Source organism: Bacillus cereus group sp. BfR-BA-01492, assembly GCF_022662815.1.
Taxonomy (GTDB): domain Bacteria; phylum Bacillota; class Bacilli; order Bacillales; family Bacillaceae_G; genus Bacillus_A; species Bacillus_A cereus_BD.
The window spans coordinates 127,561-145,711 of sequence record NZ_JAKUEH010000011.1 but is presented as its reverse complement, the minus strand read 5'-3'; the positions used below and the strand labels follow the sequence as shown (position 1 = coordinate 145,711).

Below are 18,151 nucleotides of genomic sequence, written 5' to 3'. Positions count from 1 at the left end.
CAAGATGCCTGCCAATGGATTAGAAAGTTTTTTTGTCTTAATTGTTGGTGGTCGCCAGCGTTTACTATGAGCCGTATTAGCCTTTTGAAATAATTCTTCTGATACAAGTGGTGGATGAGCGTTATCATGTCGCTGCCATCTTTCTTTTGATACTTTTTTGCGAATGTATTTCCCGTTTTGTTTAGTGTAACGGATTTTCCCCCAAATAATGTGACCAAGATATACTTCGTTTTTTATAATGGATGAGATAGTTGAAGGATTCCAATATTCGCCTTCAGGAGGAGCAATACCCAATCTATCTAATTCTTGTGCAATCGCTTGTCTACCTATTCCATTTGCCATTAATTCGAAAATTTTGGGTATTACCCAACTTTTTTCAGGATCAGGATAAAGTTTTAAGTTATTGTCTCGCAAGTATCCATAAGGTGGAACACGGGAGATAGATTTTCCCTCTTTTGCGGATGCTCTCCTACCACGCTGCATACGCTTAACAATGGTTTTTAATTCCTCCCGTGCAATTAAAGATTTTATACTAAAGGTTAACTCTTGATTTTCATCATTTGGATTAATAACTTCCGTTGGTGTAATAATGAATGTTTCTGAATAGTGAAATACGCGATAAATCGTTCCTTGATCTACCATATCCCCACGACCAAGGCGATCTAAGTCCATTACTAAAACCGCATCCGCAATACCAGTTTCTACTTCTCGAAGAAGCTTTTGCATCATAGGTCTTTCAGATATATATTCACCAGAAACAACTTCTTCAAAAATATCAATGATATTATGATGCTCTTTATGAGCGAGTTCTAATAACTGAGTTCGATGACGTTCAAGTGTATCATAATGTTGTCCGTGTTCCATTGCTTTTTTTTCTTCTTCTAGATCTTTACGGCTTTTACGTAAATAAATAAATACATCAAGTTCTTCTGGACGATACATTCGTTTCACCTACCAGCTTGTCTAGTATTATTGTTATGGATATGTATGGCTAGCTTGTCCTATGAAAATGATAGTTCGTCTTTTTTCCTGTCTTGCATATATATAATGCAAGGGGGGATATGGTGAAAGAATTCCAATTCGGTAATACAAAAGTCATAATCCATTCGCCACTTGCATCAATGGGAAAAGAAGAACAAAAAGAATGGTTTCAACAAGAATGGGAAAAGAAAAATCTGATTTTAAGGTCTATAGTTGAAGCCGCAGTAAGTTGTCAGGAAGACGGAAAATAAAAAGAGCATTCTCTTTTCTTAAGAGATATGCTCTTCTTTTTTTGCTAAATTATTCATCAACATAAATAATTGTTTTTTATTGTGAATAGCTTTTTTAGTTCTGTAAATAATAATCTTGATCATTGTTATGGAGGATAGGTGAAGCTTGAGATAGATCAATACCTTTCTCTAAAGTTTCTAATAAGTAATATCCAAGTGCTTTATCTTGTTGTATCAAGTTATGTAATAGGGTGCTTGCGCGAGCAATTCTATATTTTGTTTCATCAAGGGGTAAGGATGAATGATCTATTGTAATGAGGTGAAGCTCATCTTGTAGCTTTTGTAATAATGAAAGTTGAATGGTATTCGTCTTTCCCGTTTCAAGGTTACTTAAATAGGCTGGTGATACGCCAAGTTGTTTTGCCCAATGCCTTTTTGAGTACGTAGTGTACGAATGTGTTTACCAATTTCGTTTATCATAAGACTAACCTCCATGGATTTATTGAAAGGAATACATAAAATGAATAAGCAAAAGAAAATTACAATTACATCAGTAAGTTATGTTCATGATCCAGAATCAGCTCAAAAATGGTTTGAAGCGTATATCAAGATTGTTGAAAAAGAGTTAGTTAAAGCAATTAAAAAGGACTAGCCCTTATTTTTGATACATACAGTGTAAATAGAACATCATGAGAGGAGGTCCTGAATTGAAGACAGTTGCATATTATAGAAGTTCAATTGATTCAAAGGAAAACTCAATCGAAATGCAACAAAATTCAGTATGAGATACAAGAATTAAATAACAATATTCAGAAGCATCAGCGTCTCTTCGAAAACTACACCATCAAACTTTACAATATTACAGAAGAGCTCAAACAGCGCATGAAAAATAACGATGATAAACGTTTTTTAAAGTCCTTAGCGATTTATCGCTGGGATGTACAGCGAAAGCTAGATGGAGTCTTTAAACAGCAAATTACCCTCAAAGAAAAAGTCGAGAAAAGCAAAGAAACATGGTTACATACTTTGAATGAAGTATTTCAAGATGATGTCAAGCTTAAAGAAATAAGCGATATGGATAAAAGACGATTTTTATTATCTCTCATTCAATCTGTATCCATTAAAGAAAATAAAAAGCGTAACGAATATGATATTTCATTACAGTTACGAACAGATTTTTCAAAGCGTGATGTAAAAAATCAGATCAGCTTAATTTTGTAAACAGCTATCACATTGATGACTGTTTTTTCGTTATCAATGTATCGGTATTTGGGTTGAACTGTAGATGAAAATTCTTTTGCTACCCGGTGATTAGGGATAAGAAAATATTTAAGACATTTGAGATTTCGGTAATTGAGTAAATAAAAAATACGCTGTTATTTTTGGTGTAAAGAGATAGAAGAAATTAATAATTATTTAATCTAAAATATAATGTTATTTATGGGAGGACATTATTTCTTGAGGTGAAAATTATAAAGTTACAGGTAGGTCTAGGTCTTTGCAATAAAGTATACTTTTAAATTTGGTTACATCCCTGCTAATTAAAACAGTACAATCGTCACAGTACACTGATGTCAGCCTATAAAAATATGAAGGAAGAAAAATTTAGATATTATATTTTAAAGCAAAAAGCAGATGTATTTCATGCGATGAAGAGCTTTTTTAGAGAAGAATCCAGTGAAAGAATGGCATAGTAATAAAATACGCCAAGGTATCTTTTATAGATGCCTTGGCGTATTTTTAATATGTAAAAGTAATTGTTATGAATGAGTAGCCTTCTTTTGCACTATATGGTGTAGCTTTGTAGGAGGCTCTTTGTGCTCCAGCGGGTAGATGGATTTCTGCAAGGGCTTTTTTGATGTCTTGCATAGCATTTTGCACGGATTGTTTATAAAGAACTTCAACTTTTTCAGGTTTTGTTGAGAATTGCTGCCGTAATTTTGCTGTTAGTTCTTCATAGTTGTCAGCAACATATTGTTTTGATTGATACACTAATTTTGTGTCTTTCAATATTTGTTCATAGCTCGCTGATTTTGGGCTGCCAGCTGAGACTTTATTGATTAATTCATTGTAATAGTTTGTAGTAGCCGTTGGATATTCGTTACGATTCCATTGGTGGTCTTTTGAGAGCTGTTCATCTGTTACATTGAAATATGAATACATAACTCTTCCTTGCTCATCTGGAATAGGATCATCAAATGTTGTATCAAGGTGGTACCACTTATTATCGATTTTTACTAAGTTCCAAGCATGTGGCTCTCCATTGCCAGTACCTGTTACAATATGATTATCTATTCCAGCTTCTTTTAGTAATTGATAGGTTAATAGTGCATAACCTTGGCAAACAGCGGAACGGTTTACTAGTGCTTCATATGCTGTATAAGCATGGTAAGAAGTATCATAGGCAATATGTTTTACAACGTAATCGTGAATAGCTTTTACTCTTTCATGATCATTCATGCCGCTTTGAATAATAGACTGAACAATTGCTTTTGTTTGCTTCATGACATATTCTGTTTGTTCTTTTGATTCACGGTATGTAATGTTTAAAGTAAAACGATAATTACCAGGTGAACCAGAGAGAGAATATGAAGTGCGTGCTAGTGTATAATTCGCATATTCATTTGTATTCATCAGTTCTTTGTACGCATTAAAAAGTATATCCATCACTTCCTGCCTATTACTATTTTGTGTTTTATAAGGAAGTGTAATGTTTACTTCAAAGGCATTGATATGCTTTTGTAATTCATTTTTAAATTCCTCTAGTAATTGCATATCTTTTGGTGGAGTATTAGCTTGTTGTTTCATATTTCCATTGGCTTGTTTGTTATATTCTAAAGCATTGTATAAGAACTGTGCATATTGTTCACGAGTTACAGTTTTGAATGGTTCAAAATTTCCATCGCCTGTACCAGCTGCAATATGATTGGATTGTATAGCACTAATCGCATCTTCTGCCCAAAAGTTTTTCGGAATATCATGAAATGTATGTCTTTGTTTTGTAGAAAGATGAAAGGCACTTTTAATAATTTGTGCCATCTCTGCTCGACTTATAGAATCTTTTGGTCTGAAGGTTCCCCGGTCATCTCCTTTGAAAACCCCTAAATCTGTAAGCGCTAAAATTTCTTCCGGAAACATTGTAGAAGATTGATTAATGTCGCGATAAGGATTTTTCAATTGTGAGCCATCTTTTAAAATATAGTGAGTACTATCGTTACTGAAAGTACCATTCTTTTTATTAGAAAATAGTACGCGGTAAATTAAAGCGGCTACTTGTTCGCGAGTGGCAACATCGCCTAAACCAAATTTTCCGTTTCCATAACCTGCAATAATATTTTGACTTGCTAAACTCGTAATAGCAGGGTATGCCCAATGTTTTTGGGGAACATCAGAAAAAGAAGAGGGAACCTCAGCAGCTTTGATCGTATCAGTATGTGTATATAATAGAGCGCTTCCTATTAGTGTGAGTGAAGTAATTGATTTTAATAGTTTTGTGTACATTATGATTTCTCCTGGTCTATCATTTATTTTCTTTACATGTTTTCAATCTATGTTGAAAAGTCTGAAAGAATATAACAAAATATATTATACAATTAAACTTTTCAAAGTGATATATCATATTTATATGAAGGAAATGTTTCTACGTATATGTGTTCTATTTCAAATATCGAAGAAGTAGCTAAGTTCCTCATTTTTTCCTCTCTTTGTTTCTTTTTTCACAACAATTCTTTTAAGACTTGTAATGCTATCAAACTTTTGAGTTTCAATTATAAAAAGCACCTCTCAATAAGCGAGAGATGCTTTACATTACATCACTTTTTTAATAGTATTTGTTGCTTGTTTCGCTTGCATAGCGACTTTTTCTTGTCGCAATGCTTTAAATAATGAAGTGATCATTAAAATGACAACAAATGAGAATGGCAAGGCAGCAATAATGGCTGCAATTTGCAAGGCGCTTAGTCCGCCAGCTTGCAAGAGAATAGCAGCAATGACTGCAATTGTTAATCCCCAAATTAATTTTAAATGGTTCTTTGGTGATAAGCTCCCGTTGCTCGTTTGCATAGAAACAACGAATGTTGCAGAATCAGCCGATGTAACAAAGAACGTTGCGATTAACACGAGACTTATAATCGTTAAGAACGTTGAGAATGGTAAATGAGAAATAACGGCAAACAATCCAATTTCTGTTCCGTTTTTTGCGATTTCATCAGCAATTCCAAGCGATTGGAACATTTCCATATGGATAGCAGTACCGCCAAAAACGGCAAACCAAAATGTACAAATGAGCGTTGGAATTAAAACTACGCCAAAAATGAATTCTCGAATCGTACGTCCGCGGGAAACTCTTGCGATAAATGTCCCAACGAATGGAGACCAAGAGATCCACCAGCCCCAATAGAAAATGGTCCAATTCTCAATCCATAAAGAGGAGTTTTTGCTAAAGGCTCCTAATTCTAATCCCATACTTGGTAGTGATCCGATGTAAGAACCTATTGTAGAGGTAAAATATTTCATAATAAAGACAGTTGGTCCAAGAAATAAAAAGGAAACAAGCAATATACCTGCTAGGGAGAAGTTTAAGTTACTCAAATATTTAATCCCACGATCTAAACCAGTCTGTGCACTCGTTAAGTACAGTATAGTAAAAATGGCGATGAGTATGAGCTGTGTACCGATGGTATTATGGATAGAAGGGAATAAATAGTTTAAGCCTCCTGCAATTTGTTGTGCACCGATTCCTACAGATGGCACAATTCCAAATACGGTTGCTAAAACAGCTAAAATATCAACTGTTTTTCCGATAGGAGAGTTTTTCGATCGATTAAATAAAGGAGTAACTGTAGCACCAATTGTGCTACCTTTTTGCATTCGGAATGTAAAGTATGCGATTGTTAAAGCAACCATTGCATATAGTGACCAAGGGAAGAGTCCCCAGTGGAAAAAAGAATATTTCATAGCAAGTCTTGCGCTTTGTTCTGTCCCAGGTTCACCGGTAAGCGGTGAGCCAAAATGCGAAATTGGTTCAGCAATTCCATAAAAGAGAAGACCAACTCCCATTCCTGCTCCAAATAACATAGCAAGCCAAGAGAGGTAACTGTATTTTGGTTTCTCATCATCTTTACCAAGACGGATTGAACCGTATTTTGAAAAAGCTAAATAAGCAGCTAAAATAATCATTGTGGTCATAAGTAGAGAGTAAAACCATCCAAATTTATTGAGGATAAATGAGTTTAATGAAGAAGTAACACTTTGTAAATCATAGCCTTGTATCCAACTTGCTGGAATTACACCCCATATAATGAATAATGTTGTGAGCAAGATGGAGATATAGAATACACTGTTCTTTCTTTTTATCATAGAATCCCACCTTTTATTTAATAAAGTTAACAATTATATTTATTATAACAATAATAAATATAATTGTCAAAAAATTCGGTTTTTATTAAATTTATAAGGTAGAGATTTTTTTGATAAATGTTCACAATTTATCAAAAAATAATATGAAATATTGCATTTTACATTATTTTACTAGTATAATATGTTAGATTTTAGGTAGTTAATATAGGGATATAAAGATGAAAGGAAGTTATTATGAATAAGAAATCAAGAATTACGCAAATGATGCTCGGTATTAGTACAGTAGCTTTATCACTTGGAAGTATTCAAACACAAGTATCAGCAGAAGAAAAAATACCTTATAATGTTATGCAAATGAAGCCGATTGGAGTTGAAACTCAGACGGATCAAATCGCTCACGTTTCACAGGAAGATAAAACATTATCTTTTGAAGAACGATTAAGAACGGGAGATTTTTCTCAACGTCCAGCTTTTGGAATGAAGCGAACGGAATCTAAACAGTTTCAAGAAAGCTATTCTATGGCTGACTTCAATAAAATGAATAATGAAGAATTGATTGAGACATTGGCAAATATTCGCTGGAATCAAATCACAGATTTATTTCAATTTAATCAAGACACGAAAGCATTTTATCAAAATAAGGAAAGAGTGCAAGTTCTAATTGATGAATTAGGTCGCCGCGGGAGTACATTTACAAAAGATGATGGAAAAGGAATTGAGACATTTGTTGAAGTGTTACGTTCAGCCTTTTATCTTGGTTTCTATCATGAAGAGTTAAGTTATTTAAATGAGCGTAGTTTCCATGATAAATGTTTGCCGGCATTAAAAGCTATTGCGAAAAACCGAAACTTTAAACTGGGGACAGAACAACAAGATACAGTAGTATCTGCATATGGAAAATTAATTAGTAACGCTTCGAGCGATGTTGAAACTGTGCAATATGCAGCAAATATTTTAAAACAGTACAATGATAATCTAGCTACTTATGTAAGCGATTTTATGAAGGGACAAGCTGTATATAGTCTTATTCAAGGCATTGATTATGATATAGATTCTTATGTGTATGCTTCACATAAAGAAGCAAATGAAACAATGTGGTACGGTAAAATGGATGCTTTCGTAAATGAAGTGAGCCGTATTGCGCTTTTACAGCATGTAACAGCAGAAAATAGTTGGTTAATTAATAATGGCATTTATTTTGCAGGCCGTTTAGGGAAATTTCATAGTAACCCAAATAAAGGATTAGCAGTTGTTACACAAGCAATGCATATGTATCCGCATTTAAGTGACGCTTATTTTGTTGCAGTCGAGCAGATTAAAACGAACTATGGTGGAAAAGATTACAATGGAAATAAAATAGATGCAGAGAAAATACGTGAAGAGGGAAAACAACAGTACTTACCAAAAACGTATACATTTGATGATGGATCTATTGTATTTAAAACAGGGGATAAAGTAACAGAGGAAAAAGTGAAGCGATTGTACTGGGCTGCTAAAGAAGTAAAAGCGCAATATCATCGTGTGATTGGGAATGATAAAGCGCTAGAGCCCGGCAATCCTGATGATGTGCTAACAGTTGTTATTTATAATAGTCCAGATGAATATAAGCTTAATAGACAACTATATGGATATGAAACAAATAATGGTGGAATTTATATTGAACAAGACGGAACTTTCTTTACATATGAACGTACGCCAGAACAAAGTATTTATAGTTTAGAAGAGTTATTCCGTCATGAATTTACTCATTATTTACAAGGTAGATATGAGGTTCCCGGTTTATTTGGAGAAGGAGATATGTATCAAAATGAGAGATTAACTTGGTTCCAAGAAGGGAATGCAGAGTTCTTTGCAGGATCTACTCGTATGAACAATGTTATTCCACGTAAAAGTATAATTAGTGGATTATCATCTGATTCTGCAAATCGTTATACAGCAGAACGAACATTATTTGCAAAATATGGTTCATGGGATTTTTATAACTATTCTTTTGCACTACAGTCCTATTTATATAATCATCGTTTTGAAACATTTGATAAAATTCAAGACTTAATTCGAGCGAATGATGTGAAGAATTATGATGCATATCGTGAGGCTTTAAGTAAGGATGCGAATTTAAATGCTGAGTACCAGGCGTATATGCAAAAATTAATTGATAATCAAGAAAGATATAACGTGCCAGAGGTATCAGATGATTATTTAGCAGAGCATGCACCAAAGGCATTAGCAGAAGTGAAGAAAGATATCGAGGATACAGCGAATCTGAAAGGGGCAATGATTAAAAAGCATAAGTCCCAATTTTTTGATACATTTACGGTAGAAGGAACGTATACAGGTAGTGCGACAAAGGGAGAAGCTGAGGACTGGAAAGAGATGAGTAAGCACATCAACCAATCTCTAGAAAAATTGACTCAGAAGGAATGGAGCGGTTATAAAACAGTTACAGCTTACTTTGTGAACTATCGTGTAAATGCAGAAAATCAATTCGAATACGATGTTGTATTTCATGGTATCGCAACAGATAATGGAGAAAATCAAGCGCCGATTGTAAATATAAATGGTCCGTACAATGGACATGTAAATCAAGCAATTCAGTTTAAGAGCGATGGTTCCAAAGATGAAGATGGTAAAATTGTTTCTTATTTATGGGATTTTGGAGATGGTACAACAACTACGGAAGCAAATCCAAAACATGTATATAAGCAAGAAGGAACATATAAGGTAACACTAACAGTAAAAGACAATAAAGGAAAAAAAGCGAGAAATGAAACAACAGTTACTGTTAGAAAAGGACAAGAAACAATGGTAGAATCTGAACCAAATAATCGTTTGGAGGAAGCGAATCTTATTACATTCAATACATTGATAAAAGGTAGTCTTGTGAATGAAGATCGTACAGATATTTATACGTTTGATGTCACTTCTCCCAAAAATATAGATATTTCTGTTGTAAATGAACATAGCATTGGGATGACATGGGTTCTTCATCATGAATCAGACATGCAAAATTATGCTGCATATGGCCAAGCTAATGGAAATGATATCAAAGGGAAATTAGAAGCAAAACCAGGAAAGTATTACTTATATGTATATAAATTTGATAACGGAAATGGGACATATACATTATCAGTAAAATAAGTATATTTCCAATGTATATGAAACTTTACTTTTTATGGGAAATGTTATATTATATAAATATACAATATATCGGTTATTTTTTAGGAGGAGCCTGTCACGATAGGCTCCTCCTGTTCTTTTTTGGAAACCTGTCGTACAGGTTTTTCTTTAAAAGATAAAATAACTGAAAATTAAGAAAAATAATTCTTGAAAGAGGTGAAGCATACATATAAGAAGGAAGTATGAAAGAGAGGGGGGACAACAAGCATGTCTTTATTGGGATATCCACTTGAAACAATTTATTTATATGGATTTATTATTGCTACTGTTCTTACTGTGATTTACATCTTTTTTGGGGACATTTTTGAATCCATATTTAGCTTTGGAGGTGGATCTACATCTATTGTCACGTTGCTACTAAGTTTTTTGGCTATGCTTTGTGGTTTTAGTTATATTGGCGAATATGTATTGGCTTTAGATAGTATCGTTATTTTTATTCTTTCGCTCTGTATATCACTGATTGGCGTTTTTATTATGAAAATATTAATTTTAAAGCCCATTGCTGAATCTGAGCAAAATACAGTACAAGGTATGGAGGAATTTATCGGTTGCAGAGGAGAAGTCATTATTACTATTCCAAAGGAAGGATTTGGAGAAGTGTTAATTTCTTCGAAATTTGGGAGCAATGCGATACCAGCTAAAACGATTGGAAAGAACGATATTTTACAAGGTACACAAGTAATGATAGAAGGAGTACAAGATGGCGTGCTACTTGTACGAAATATTGCTCATTCTTTAAAAAAACCAAAGTGGTAAGGAGGAGTTTTCATGATTCCATTAATTATTGGTGGTGTATTACTCGCAATTTTACTTTTACTTATTTTAGTATTTATCACGAAATATCGCACTGTTGGTCCAGATGAAGCTTTAATTGTCACAGGAAACTGGCTTGGCGGTGGTAAAAATGTTGTGACAACGGATGATGGAAAGAAAATTAAAATTATTCGTGGTGGAGGTACTTTTGTTGTACCAATTATGCAGCGTGCAGAACCTCTTAGTTTATTAAATTATAAATTAGAAGTTGGAACGCGTGATACGTATACAAAACAAGGGGTACCAGTTACTGTAAATGGTGTTTCTATTATTAAAGTAGGTTCAACAATTGAAGAAGTATCAACAGCAGCAGAACAATATTTAGGAAAAGAAACAGAAGAGTTAAAAGTAGAGGCAAAAGAAGTATTAGAAGGACATTTACGAGCGATTTTATCCTCGATGACGGTGGAAGATGCATATAGTAATAGAGAACAATTTGCACAGAAAGTACATGAAGTAGCGTCTTCAGATTTGAAGAAAATGGGACTTCGCATCGTTTCTTTTACAATTAAAGAAATTACAGATAAAAATGGCTATTTAGATGCACTTGGTCAACCGCAAATTGCAACTGTTAAACGTGATGCTCAAATTGCAAATGCAGAGCGTGAAAAAGAAGCGCGCATTGAAAAAGCACGTGCTGAAAAAGAAGCGAAAGAAGCTGAATATCAACGCGATGCTCAAATTGCAGAAGCAGAAAAATATAAAGAGTTAAAAGTGCAATCATATAAGAGAGAACAAGAACAGGCTCGTGCGGATGCGGACCTTTCTTATGAATTACAGCAAGCAAAAGCACAACAAAACGTAACAGAAGAACAAATGCGAGTGAAAATTATTGAGCGTGAAAAACAAATTGAATTAGAAGAAAAAGAAATTGCACGTCGTGAGAAACAATATGATGCGGAAGTAAAGAAAAAAGCAGATGCGGATCGTTATGCAGTTGAGCAAGCGGCAGAAGCAGAAAAAGTAAGACAAATGAAAAAAGCGGATGCAGATCAATATAAGATTGAAGCGGAAGCAAAAGCACGAGCTGAAGAAGTGCGTGTAGAAGGGTTAGCAAAAGCAGAAATTGAAAAGGCGCAAGGTGAAGCGAAGGCAGAAGTTGAAAAAGCACAAGGTACTGCAGAAGCAGATGTTATTAGACTAAAAGGTTTAGCAGAAGCAGATGCAAAACAAAAAATTGCCGAAGCATTTGAATTATATGGGCAAGCAGCAATTATGGATATGGTTCTGAAAATGCTTCCAAGCTATGCGAAAGAAATTGCGAGCCCACTTAGCAATATTGATAAAATTACAGTTGTCGATACAGGCGGTGGTGGAAAAAACAGCGGTGCCGGAAAAGTTGCAGGATATGCAACAGATTTAATGGCAACGATGCAAGAAACATTGAAAGCGTCTTCTGGTATTGACTTAAAAGAACTATTAGAAAGTTTCGCTGGAAAAGATGTAGTGGAGAAGGTAGGAAAGGAACAGTCTCCTGTACAAGTGGTAGAAGAACAAAAGAAAGATAGGCAACAATAATACAAAAAGAGCTTCTGAGTCACGTATCAGAAGCTCTTTTTGTATTGCTGAAAATTATAAAAAAATAGACAATCTTATATATTGTTTTCGTTATTTGTTTTATATAGAATTAAAAATATATGTAAGACTTTATTATATCATAATTTTTTGTAATTGGATAATATTACTAAATATTTATTAACAAAACATAAAGGAGACAGAGAAATGGAACAAGGAACAAAGAAATTGAGAGGAATAGGTTTAAAAACGAAATTACTTGTATCATATATTATCATTCTAGTCCTTCCAAGTATTGTAATTGGTTGGACGTCTTATCTGCAAGCGAAAACAAATTTTAATGATACAATTTTGGAAACAGCAAAAGATAACATAAAAATTTTAGATAATGTCATTAATAAAGAACTAGATAAGAAGCAAGTGGATGCTAAATATTTTACAAAATTATTTACAGAAGCGAGTTATCAAGGAGATCAAGTTCAAAATATACAAAATAAATTAGAAGAATATAATCAGTTACATCCAGAATTGGAGGCCATTTACACTGGCTCTAATAATGGACAGTTTATTCAATCACCGGTTACTGAAATGCCAGAAGGATATAATCCTACAGAAAGAGATTGGTATAAAGAGGCGGTGAAAAAAAGCGGAGAGGTAATTGTAACAGCTCCATATAAATCCAAAACGACAGGAAACATAGTGATTACATTAGCAAAACAAAATGAGGATAAAAGTGGTGTTCTTGGTATCGATTTAATTATTAATGATATTGTAAATACTTCAAAAATAGTTAATATCGGTAAGCAAGGGTATGTAGCAATTTTTGATCAAGATACACGTGTAGTGGCACATCCAACGAAAAAGCCGGGTGAAAAACTAGAAGACTCAGCAATACAAGAGCTGTATCAAAAAGAAAAAGGAAATTTCAAATTTGTCCAAGACGGTGAAGAACGAAATGTAATTTTTGAAACAAATAAGAAAACAGGATGGAAAATAGTAGGTATTATGCCTTCGACAGAAATCATTCAAGCAGCTGCACCAATTTTTTTCAAAACATTAACTGTAATAGGTATTTCTTTATTAATTGGTGGAGTTTTAATTTATTTCATTATTGTATCGATTATTAAACCGTTAAAACAACTTGTTATGTCCTCGAAAAAAATTAGTGAAGGTGACTTAACAGAAAAAGTGAATGTTCATTCAAATGATGAAATTGGGCAATTAGGGATTAGTTTTAATGAAATGGGAGCAGCTCTACGTGATTTAATTTCCAAAATTAATCTATCAGCAGGGCATGTAGCAGCCTCGTCAGAAGAATTAACAGCTAGTGTGAAGCAAGCAAGTGAAGCGACAGAGCAAATTACAAAAGCGATGGAGCAAGTATCAAGCGGTGCGGAAATACAAAATCGAGAAGTTGAAGATGGTGCAACGTTGCTGGAAGAAGTTACAGAAGGAATTCAACGTGTTGCGGATAGTTCTTCACTTGTATCAAATGCATCTGCATATACAAAACAAAAAGCTGAAAATGGTGGGAAGTTAGTCGAAAAGACTGTTCAACAAATGAAATTAATTCATGAGTCTGTTTCGCAATCAGATAAAGTGATTACACTACTGGAAGATAAATCAAAACAGATTGGAGAAATCCTTGAAGTCATTCAAAATATTGCAGAGCAGACAAATTTATTAGCATTAAATGCGGCGATTGAGGCGGCACGAGCAGGTGAGCATGGCAGAGGTTTCGCAATTGTAGCAGATGAAGTTCGAAAATTAGCTGAGCAATCGGGACAATCGTCAACAGAAATTGGAAAACTAGTTGTAGAAATTCAATCGGATATAAAACAAACTGTAGGTTCGATGAATCAAGTAGGAACAGAAGTAGAATCAGGGCTTGTTGTTGCGAATGAAACAAAACAAAGCTTTGCGGAAATATTAAAATCTACAAATGATACTGTTTCACAAATTCATAATATGGTAGAAATCGCAAAACGTATGACGACGGATGCGAAACAAGTAAGCTCATCTATGAATGAAATTGCAGCAACAGTTGAAGAAAATGCAGCAAGTGTACAAAATATCGCTGGTTCTTCTGAAGAGCAATTAGCTTCAATGGAAGAAATTAATTCAGCAGCAGTACATTTATCACAAATGGCTGAAGAGTTGCAAGAGATGATAGGGAAATTTAGAGTATAAGAGATAAAAGCGGAGTGGGAAGGTCTACTCCGCTTTTACTTTGTTCACAAATTTTATTTAGAATATTTAAAAATATAATCTGTTCAAGACAAGGATGATAGAATAGATGAGAAAATAGAGACGTGTGAAGTAGGGAGTAGGTTTTGAATGAAAGTAATAATTGAAGAAATTTATAGCTCGTGTATCGGAGTGGTAGAAGAGATTTTTGTTGATGAGTCATCCTATGTTTATGAATGGGAAAAGTTAATGATGATTCGCAAGAATGATGGGACATTAGAAAAAGTTGCAGTGGGTATTAGCGGAAATATAAGAGCTGTACATATAGAAGTTGGTCAAAAGGTGAATACGGACACACTACTAATAACATTAGAAGATGACTTAATCATTACAGGTTGTGAATAGAAAGGTGCGTAGAAGTTACTACACACCTTTTTTATTAGAGGTTTATCCCGCTATTTTAGGGCAGTAAGACTCCCACCTCAAGATTCAGAGAGAAGCAAGGAAGATAGGTGGGAGTAGGGCTGCCCGTAACAGCCCGATTGGTGAGGGCTCATAATCAGTGGGGGATGAAGAAAACCCCCACTGATTAAAGTTTCACTTTATTCGAAACACATTCATTGTAAACTTTACAACATTTCATTAGAAGAAATGGAATGTCTATATTTCACTTTTAATACGATACAATAAGGCGTAAAATGAAGAATTTATAACTGTTTTCGTTCCGATTATCTTCAAAAAGATAAGGAGGGAATAGCAATGGGAAAAGAATTGTTGGTGACAATCGAAAGTGTTACTACTCTTCAAGGCACTTTAACAATTCCTACCTATTACGCGGCAACATATCCAGCAATTATAATAATTGGTGATACTGGAAAAATGGATCGTAATGGAAATGTTGGATGTTTACAAGTAAACGTATATAAAGAATTAGCTCATTATTGGACAGCATTAGGGTTTGCGGTGTTGCGTTATGATAAGCGTGGAGTTTGTAAAAGTAAAGGGAATTATAGAAAAGTAGGAATACAAGATTTAATTGATGATGCTACTTTGTGGGTTCGGTTTTTAAAAGATCATCCGCTCATAGATCCAAAACGAATCATTATCGCAGGGCATGGTGAAGGAGCGCTATTAGCACCAGCGGTTTATAGTAAGGAGTCTGTTGCTGGTTTAATTATGCTTGCAGGTGCGGTGGAACCATCAAATTCTATATTAGAAACAAAATTAGAAAATCATGTGGACGAGAGAGGTTCTAGATTTGTAAGCTGGTTATGGAAGGTTTTCAAAATACCATATCATATGAAATTAAGAAATGATAAAATTATAAGAGAAGTACAACTTTTGACAGAAGACAGTATTCGGACAAAAGGTATAAAATTAGATGCCAAATGGTTAAGAGAACGGTTACAATATAATATAGTTACGTATTTAGAAAAAGTATTATGCCCAGTTTTAGCAATTACAGGAGGAAGGGATATACAGGTGCCTCCTGAACATGCGGAGCGAATTGTTTCACATGTTAATGGTAAAGCAGAGTGGCATATCATTCCGAACATGAATCATGTTTTAAGAAATGCTGAACATAAGCACACAATGCCTCGATTAAGGAAGGAATATAAGGGACTTATGGATAAAACTATTGAAGAAGAGTTATTACATGTAATGAAGGAATGGTTAAAAAAACATTATCTTTCATAGGAGCTGTAGGTGTGAGGAAACAAAAGATTTTATTATGTATGTTATTGGGAATATTCATGATGACAGTGGCTTGTGATAAACAAGAAGAACCTGAAACGAAGCCAGTTCATGTGAAAAGTGAAAAGAAACAGGAAAAGAAACAGAGGGAAAAAGAAGAGAAGAGCATGAACTTAATGGATAAGCAATTATTGCTTTCGGCAACGCTTGGTGATACAGAAACTGCTATTAAGTTAATAAAAGACGGAGCGAATATAAATGTAACGGGTGACCAAGGAGAAACACCTGTCATGGCTGCAACATACCACAATCATGTTGAAACTGTAAAGGCTTTGATTCAAGCGGGGGCTGATATTGAATTACAAGATAAAAAGCAAGACAATCCTTTTCTTTATGCAAGTACCGAAGGGTATGTCGATATTGTTAGATTAACAATTGATGCTGGAACAAATGTAAGAGAAACAAACCATTCTGATGGGACAGCGCTTATTCTGGCTGCTGAGAGAGGACATGTCGAAGTAGTCAAAGAGCTATTAAATCGTACAGATATTGATGTGAACGATAAAAATGATAATGGATGGACAGCTTTACTTAAGGCAATTGTGTTAGGAAATGGCAGTGATAATCATAAACAAGTTGTGCAACTATTAATCAATCATGGAGCAGATGTAAATCTAGCTGATCGTGAAGGCATTACACCTTTGGAACATGCAGAAAGAAGAGGGTTTACAGAAATCGTAAATATGCTTAAAGAAGCGGGAGCGAACGAAACAATTGAAACGGTAGAATAGTATAAAGGGTAAAGAAAAAGTAAGAGGTCAGGAAAATCATGATCTCTTACTTTTTTCTATAATTGGAGGATCATGCATGATTATTTTTATTCCTCATTCCTTATCATGTAAAGTCAAGAATTGCTTAAAAATAAGTGTGAACCTAGATACTAAAAAGTATTATATTATCTTATATGGACAAGATATTTATGAAACATAAAAAGAAATAAACAAGAAGTGATTCAAATGATGAATGGAGCAAGAAAGAGATAAACAATAAGGAAAGAGACTTGCAAAGCTCGAAAGAACGATAAGTATGCTAGTTGTTTTTAACGAATGAACAAGGGCGTGAAATAAAAGAATGATGCGCAATTGGAAGAAGTATATATGCTTAATAGGAGTTGGAATAGGCAGCAGTAGCATGTATATAAAGAAGAATGATATTCTGCCTATTACAGAGCATAAAGAAGTGATCAAGAATATTGCTTTTTATCCAGTTTCTATAAGCAATCAAACACAGCGCTTTTTTTCAACTTCACAAAATCTGCAGAAAAGAAGTGAAGAAAAGGTATTATTACAACACGTTCCATTCATTAGACAAGCGCCAGAATTGGATAGAGGGTGTGAAGTAACAAGTTTAGCGATGATGTTACAGTATGCGGGTGTTACAGTTAATAAAATGACGCTTGCAGAAGAAATACCAAAAATTCCGTTTTTACATAACGGTTTGCGTGGGAATCCCAATGAAGGATTTGTAGGGAACATTTATACATTTTCTGAGTCCGGGTATGGGGTATATCATAAGCCGCTTTTTCAGTTAGCAAATAAATATTTACCAAATCAAGTTGTTGATTTAACAGGTGAAAATATAGAGGGAATTTATGAAAGAATACGAGCTGGCAATCCTGTTGTGATGATTACAAATGCAACATACGCTCCATTAGATGCGGATGAATTTCGTATATGGAAAACAAAGACAGGAAATGTTTCGATTACGTACAATGAACATTGTGTTCTTCTCGTTGGCTATGATAAGGAATCGGTATACATTCATGACCCGCTTAGCAATCAACCAAGCATACGTGTATCACGAGAAAATTTTGAACAGGCATGGGTTCAAATGGGAAGTCAAGCGATTTCAATGAACGAGAAAAGATATGAAAGGGAAACAACTTGGTGAAATTATGTTGGATACGTGTACAGAGGATACTTATTAGAGATGAACTCATTATGCTTATTTAGTGGAGTATAAACAAGATTTTTAGAATAATGCAATCCTTTTCTAGGATCATTCAAATGAACAAGAAAGTGTATATTTATTCAAATTAAGAGTACATCAAACAGCGTAAAAAGAAGCGGAATGTAGTACAGATATGCTATTGAATTCCGCTTCTTTTTTATAAGAAGGATATATTGAACAGCAAC

General features: G+C 34.3%; 15 protein-coding genes and 1 pseudogene. 12 read left to right on the top strand and 4 right to left on the bottom strand.

The features are described 5' to 3' along the window. The coding region (locus MR063_RS14980; RefSeq protein WP_242199008.1) for a recombinase family protein at positions 1-942 on the bottom strand (942 nt) is incomplete at its 3' end. 122 nt (positions 943-1,064) lie between these two features. Between MR063_RS14980 and MR063_RS14975 the strand changes: the two genes are divergently transcribed. Then, positions 1,065-1,232, top strand: a complete 168-nt coding sequence (locus MR063_RS14975; protein WP_242199006.1) for a hypothetical protein — start codon at positions 1,065-1,067, stop codon at positions 1,230-1,232. A 94-nt stretch (positions 1,233-1,326) separates the two neighbouring features. Here MR063_RS14975 and MR063_RS22200 read toward each other — a convergent pair whose 3' ends face one another. Then, complete coding sequence (locus MR063_RS22200; protein WP_277927879.1) at positions 1,327-1,449, bottom strand: hypothetical protein; 123 nt, start codon at positions 1,447-1,449, stop codon at positions 1,327-1,329. Positions 1,450-1,731: 282 nt separating this feature from the next. Here MR063_RS22200 and MR063_RS21825 point away from each other — a divergent pair, with 282 nt between their 5' ends. The 3 genes and pseudogenes from MR063_RS21825 to MR063_RS14965 form a co-directional block, all read left to right on the top strand. Next, positions 1,732-1,863, top strand: a complete 132-nt coding sequence (locus MR063_RS21825; protein WP_255285506.1) for a hypothetical protein — start codon at positions 1,732-1,734, stop codon at positions 1,861-1,863. 86 nt (positions 1,864-1,949) lie between these two features. Further along, positions 1,950-2,432, top strand: coding sequence for a hypothetical protein (locus MR063_RS14970; RefSeq protein ID WP_242199004.1), 483 nt, complete (start codon positions 1,950-1,952; stop codon positions 2,430-2,432). Positions 2,433-2,752: 320 nt separating this feature from the next. After that, positions 2,753-2,905: pseudogene (locus tag MR063_RS14965) on the top strand (sporulation protein YhbH); the annotation flags it as partial. A gap of 46 nt (positions 2,906-2,951) precedes the next feature. Here MR063_RS14965 and MR063_RS14960 read toward each other — a convergent pair. Together MR063_RS14960 and opuD are read right to left on the bottom strand one after the other, a co-directional pair. After that, the gene (locus tag MR063_RS14960; protein WP_242199002.1) at positions 2,952-4,712 is read right to left on the bottom strand and encodes an S-layer homology domain-containing protein; all 1,761 of its coding nucleotides are present in this window, start codon (positions 4,710-4,712) and stop codon (positions 2,952-2,954) included. Between the two features lie 306 nt (positions 4,713-5,018). Further along, positions 5,019-6,569, bottom strand: a complete 1,551-nt coding sequence (gene opuD / locus MR063_RS14955; RefSeq protein ID WP_242199000.1) for a glycine betaine transporter OpuD — start codon at positions 6,567-6,569, stop codon at positions 5,019-5,021. Between the two features lie 234 nt (positions 6,570-6,803). On the opposite strand from opuD, the gene colA reads away from it, so the two are divergent. The 8 genes from colA to MR063_RS14915 all read left to right on the top strand — a co-directional run bounded on the left by colA (position 6,804) and on the right by MR063_RS14915 (position 17,906). Further along, the gene (gene colA, locus MR063_RS14950; protein ID WP_242198997.1) at positions 6,804-9,707 is read left to right on the top strand and encodes a collagenase ColA; all 2,904 of its coding nucleotides are present in this window, start codon (positions 6,804-6,806) and stop codon (positions 9,705-9,707) included. Between the two features lie 246 nt (positions 9,708-9,953). Beyond that, positions 9,954-10,502 (top strand): NfeD family protein, encoded by a 549-nt coding sequence (locus MR063_RS14945; protein ID WP_242145037.1) that lies wholly within the window; start codon positions 9,954-9,956, stop codon positions 10,500-10,502. A 12-nt stretch (positions 10,503-10,514) separates the two neighbouring features. Continuing rightward, positions 10,515-12,077 carry a flotillin family protein gene (locus MR063_RS14940; protein ID WP_242198995.1) on the top strand — a complete coding sequence of 521 codons (1,563 nt, stop codon included), beginning with the start codon at positions 10,515-10,517 and terminating at the stop codon, positions 12,075-12,077. A gap of 204 nt (positions 12,078-12,281) precedes the next feature. Beyond that, positions 12,282-14,264, top strand: coding sequence for a methyl-accepting chemotaxis protein (locus tag MR063_RS14935; protein ID WP_242198993.1), 1,983 nt, complete (start codon positions 12,282-12,284; stop codon positions 14,262-14,264). Between the two features lie 147 nt (positions 14,265-14,411). After that, positions 14,412-14,666 carry a biotin/lipoyl-binding protein gene (locus MR063_RS14930; protein WP_242145034.1) on the top strand — a complete coding sequence of 85 codons (255 nt, stop codon included), beginning with the start codon at positions 14,412-14,414 and terminating at the stop codon, positions 14,664-14,666. Between the two features lie 354 nt (positions 14,667-15,020). Then, positions 15,021-15,959 (top strand): alpha/beta hydrolase family protein, encoded by a 939-nt coding sequence (locus tag MR063_RS14925; protein ID WP_242198991.1) that lies wholly within the window; start codon positions 15,021-15,023, stop codon positions 15,957-15,959. Further along, positions 15,932-16,747: an ankyrin repeat domain-containing protein gene (locus MR063_RS14920; protein ID WP_242198989.1), complete on the top strand. Its 816-nt coding sequence runs from the start codon at positions 15,932-15,934 to the stop codon at positions 16,745-16,747. The genes MR063_RS14925 and MR063_RS14920 overlap by 28 nt, the downstream gene beginning before the upstream one ends. A 340-nt stretch (positions 16,748-17,087) precedes the next feature. Continuing rightward, positions 17,088-17,906, top strand: coding sequence for a C39 family peptidase (locus MR063_RS14915; RefSeq protein WP_242198987.1), 819 nt, complete (start codon positions 17,088-17,090; stop codon positions 17,904-17,906). The last annotated feature ends 245 nt before the right edge of the window (positions 17,907-18,151 follow it).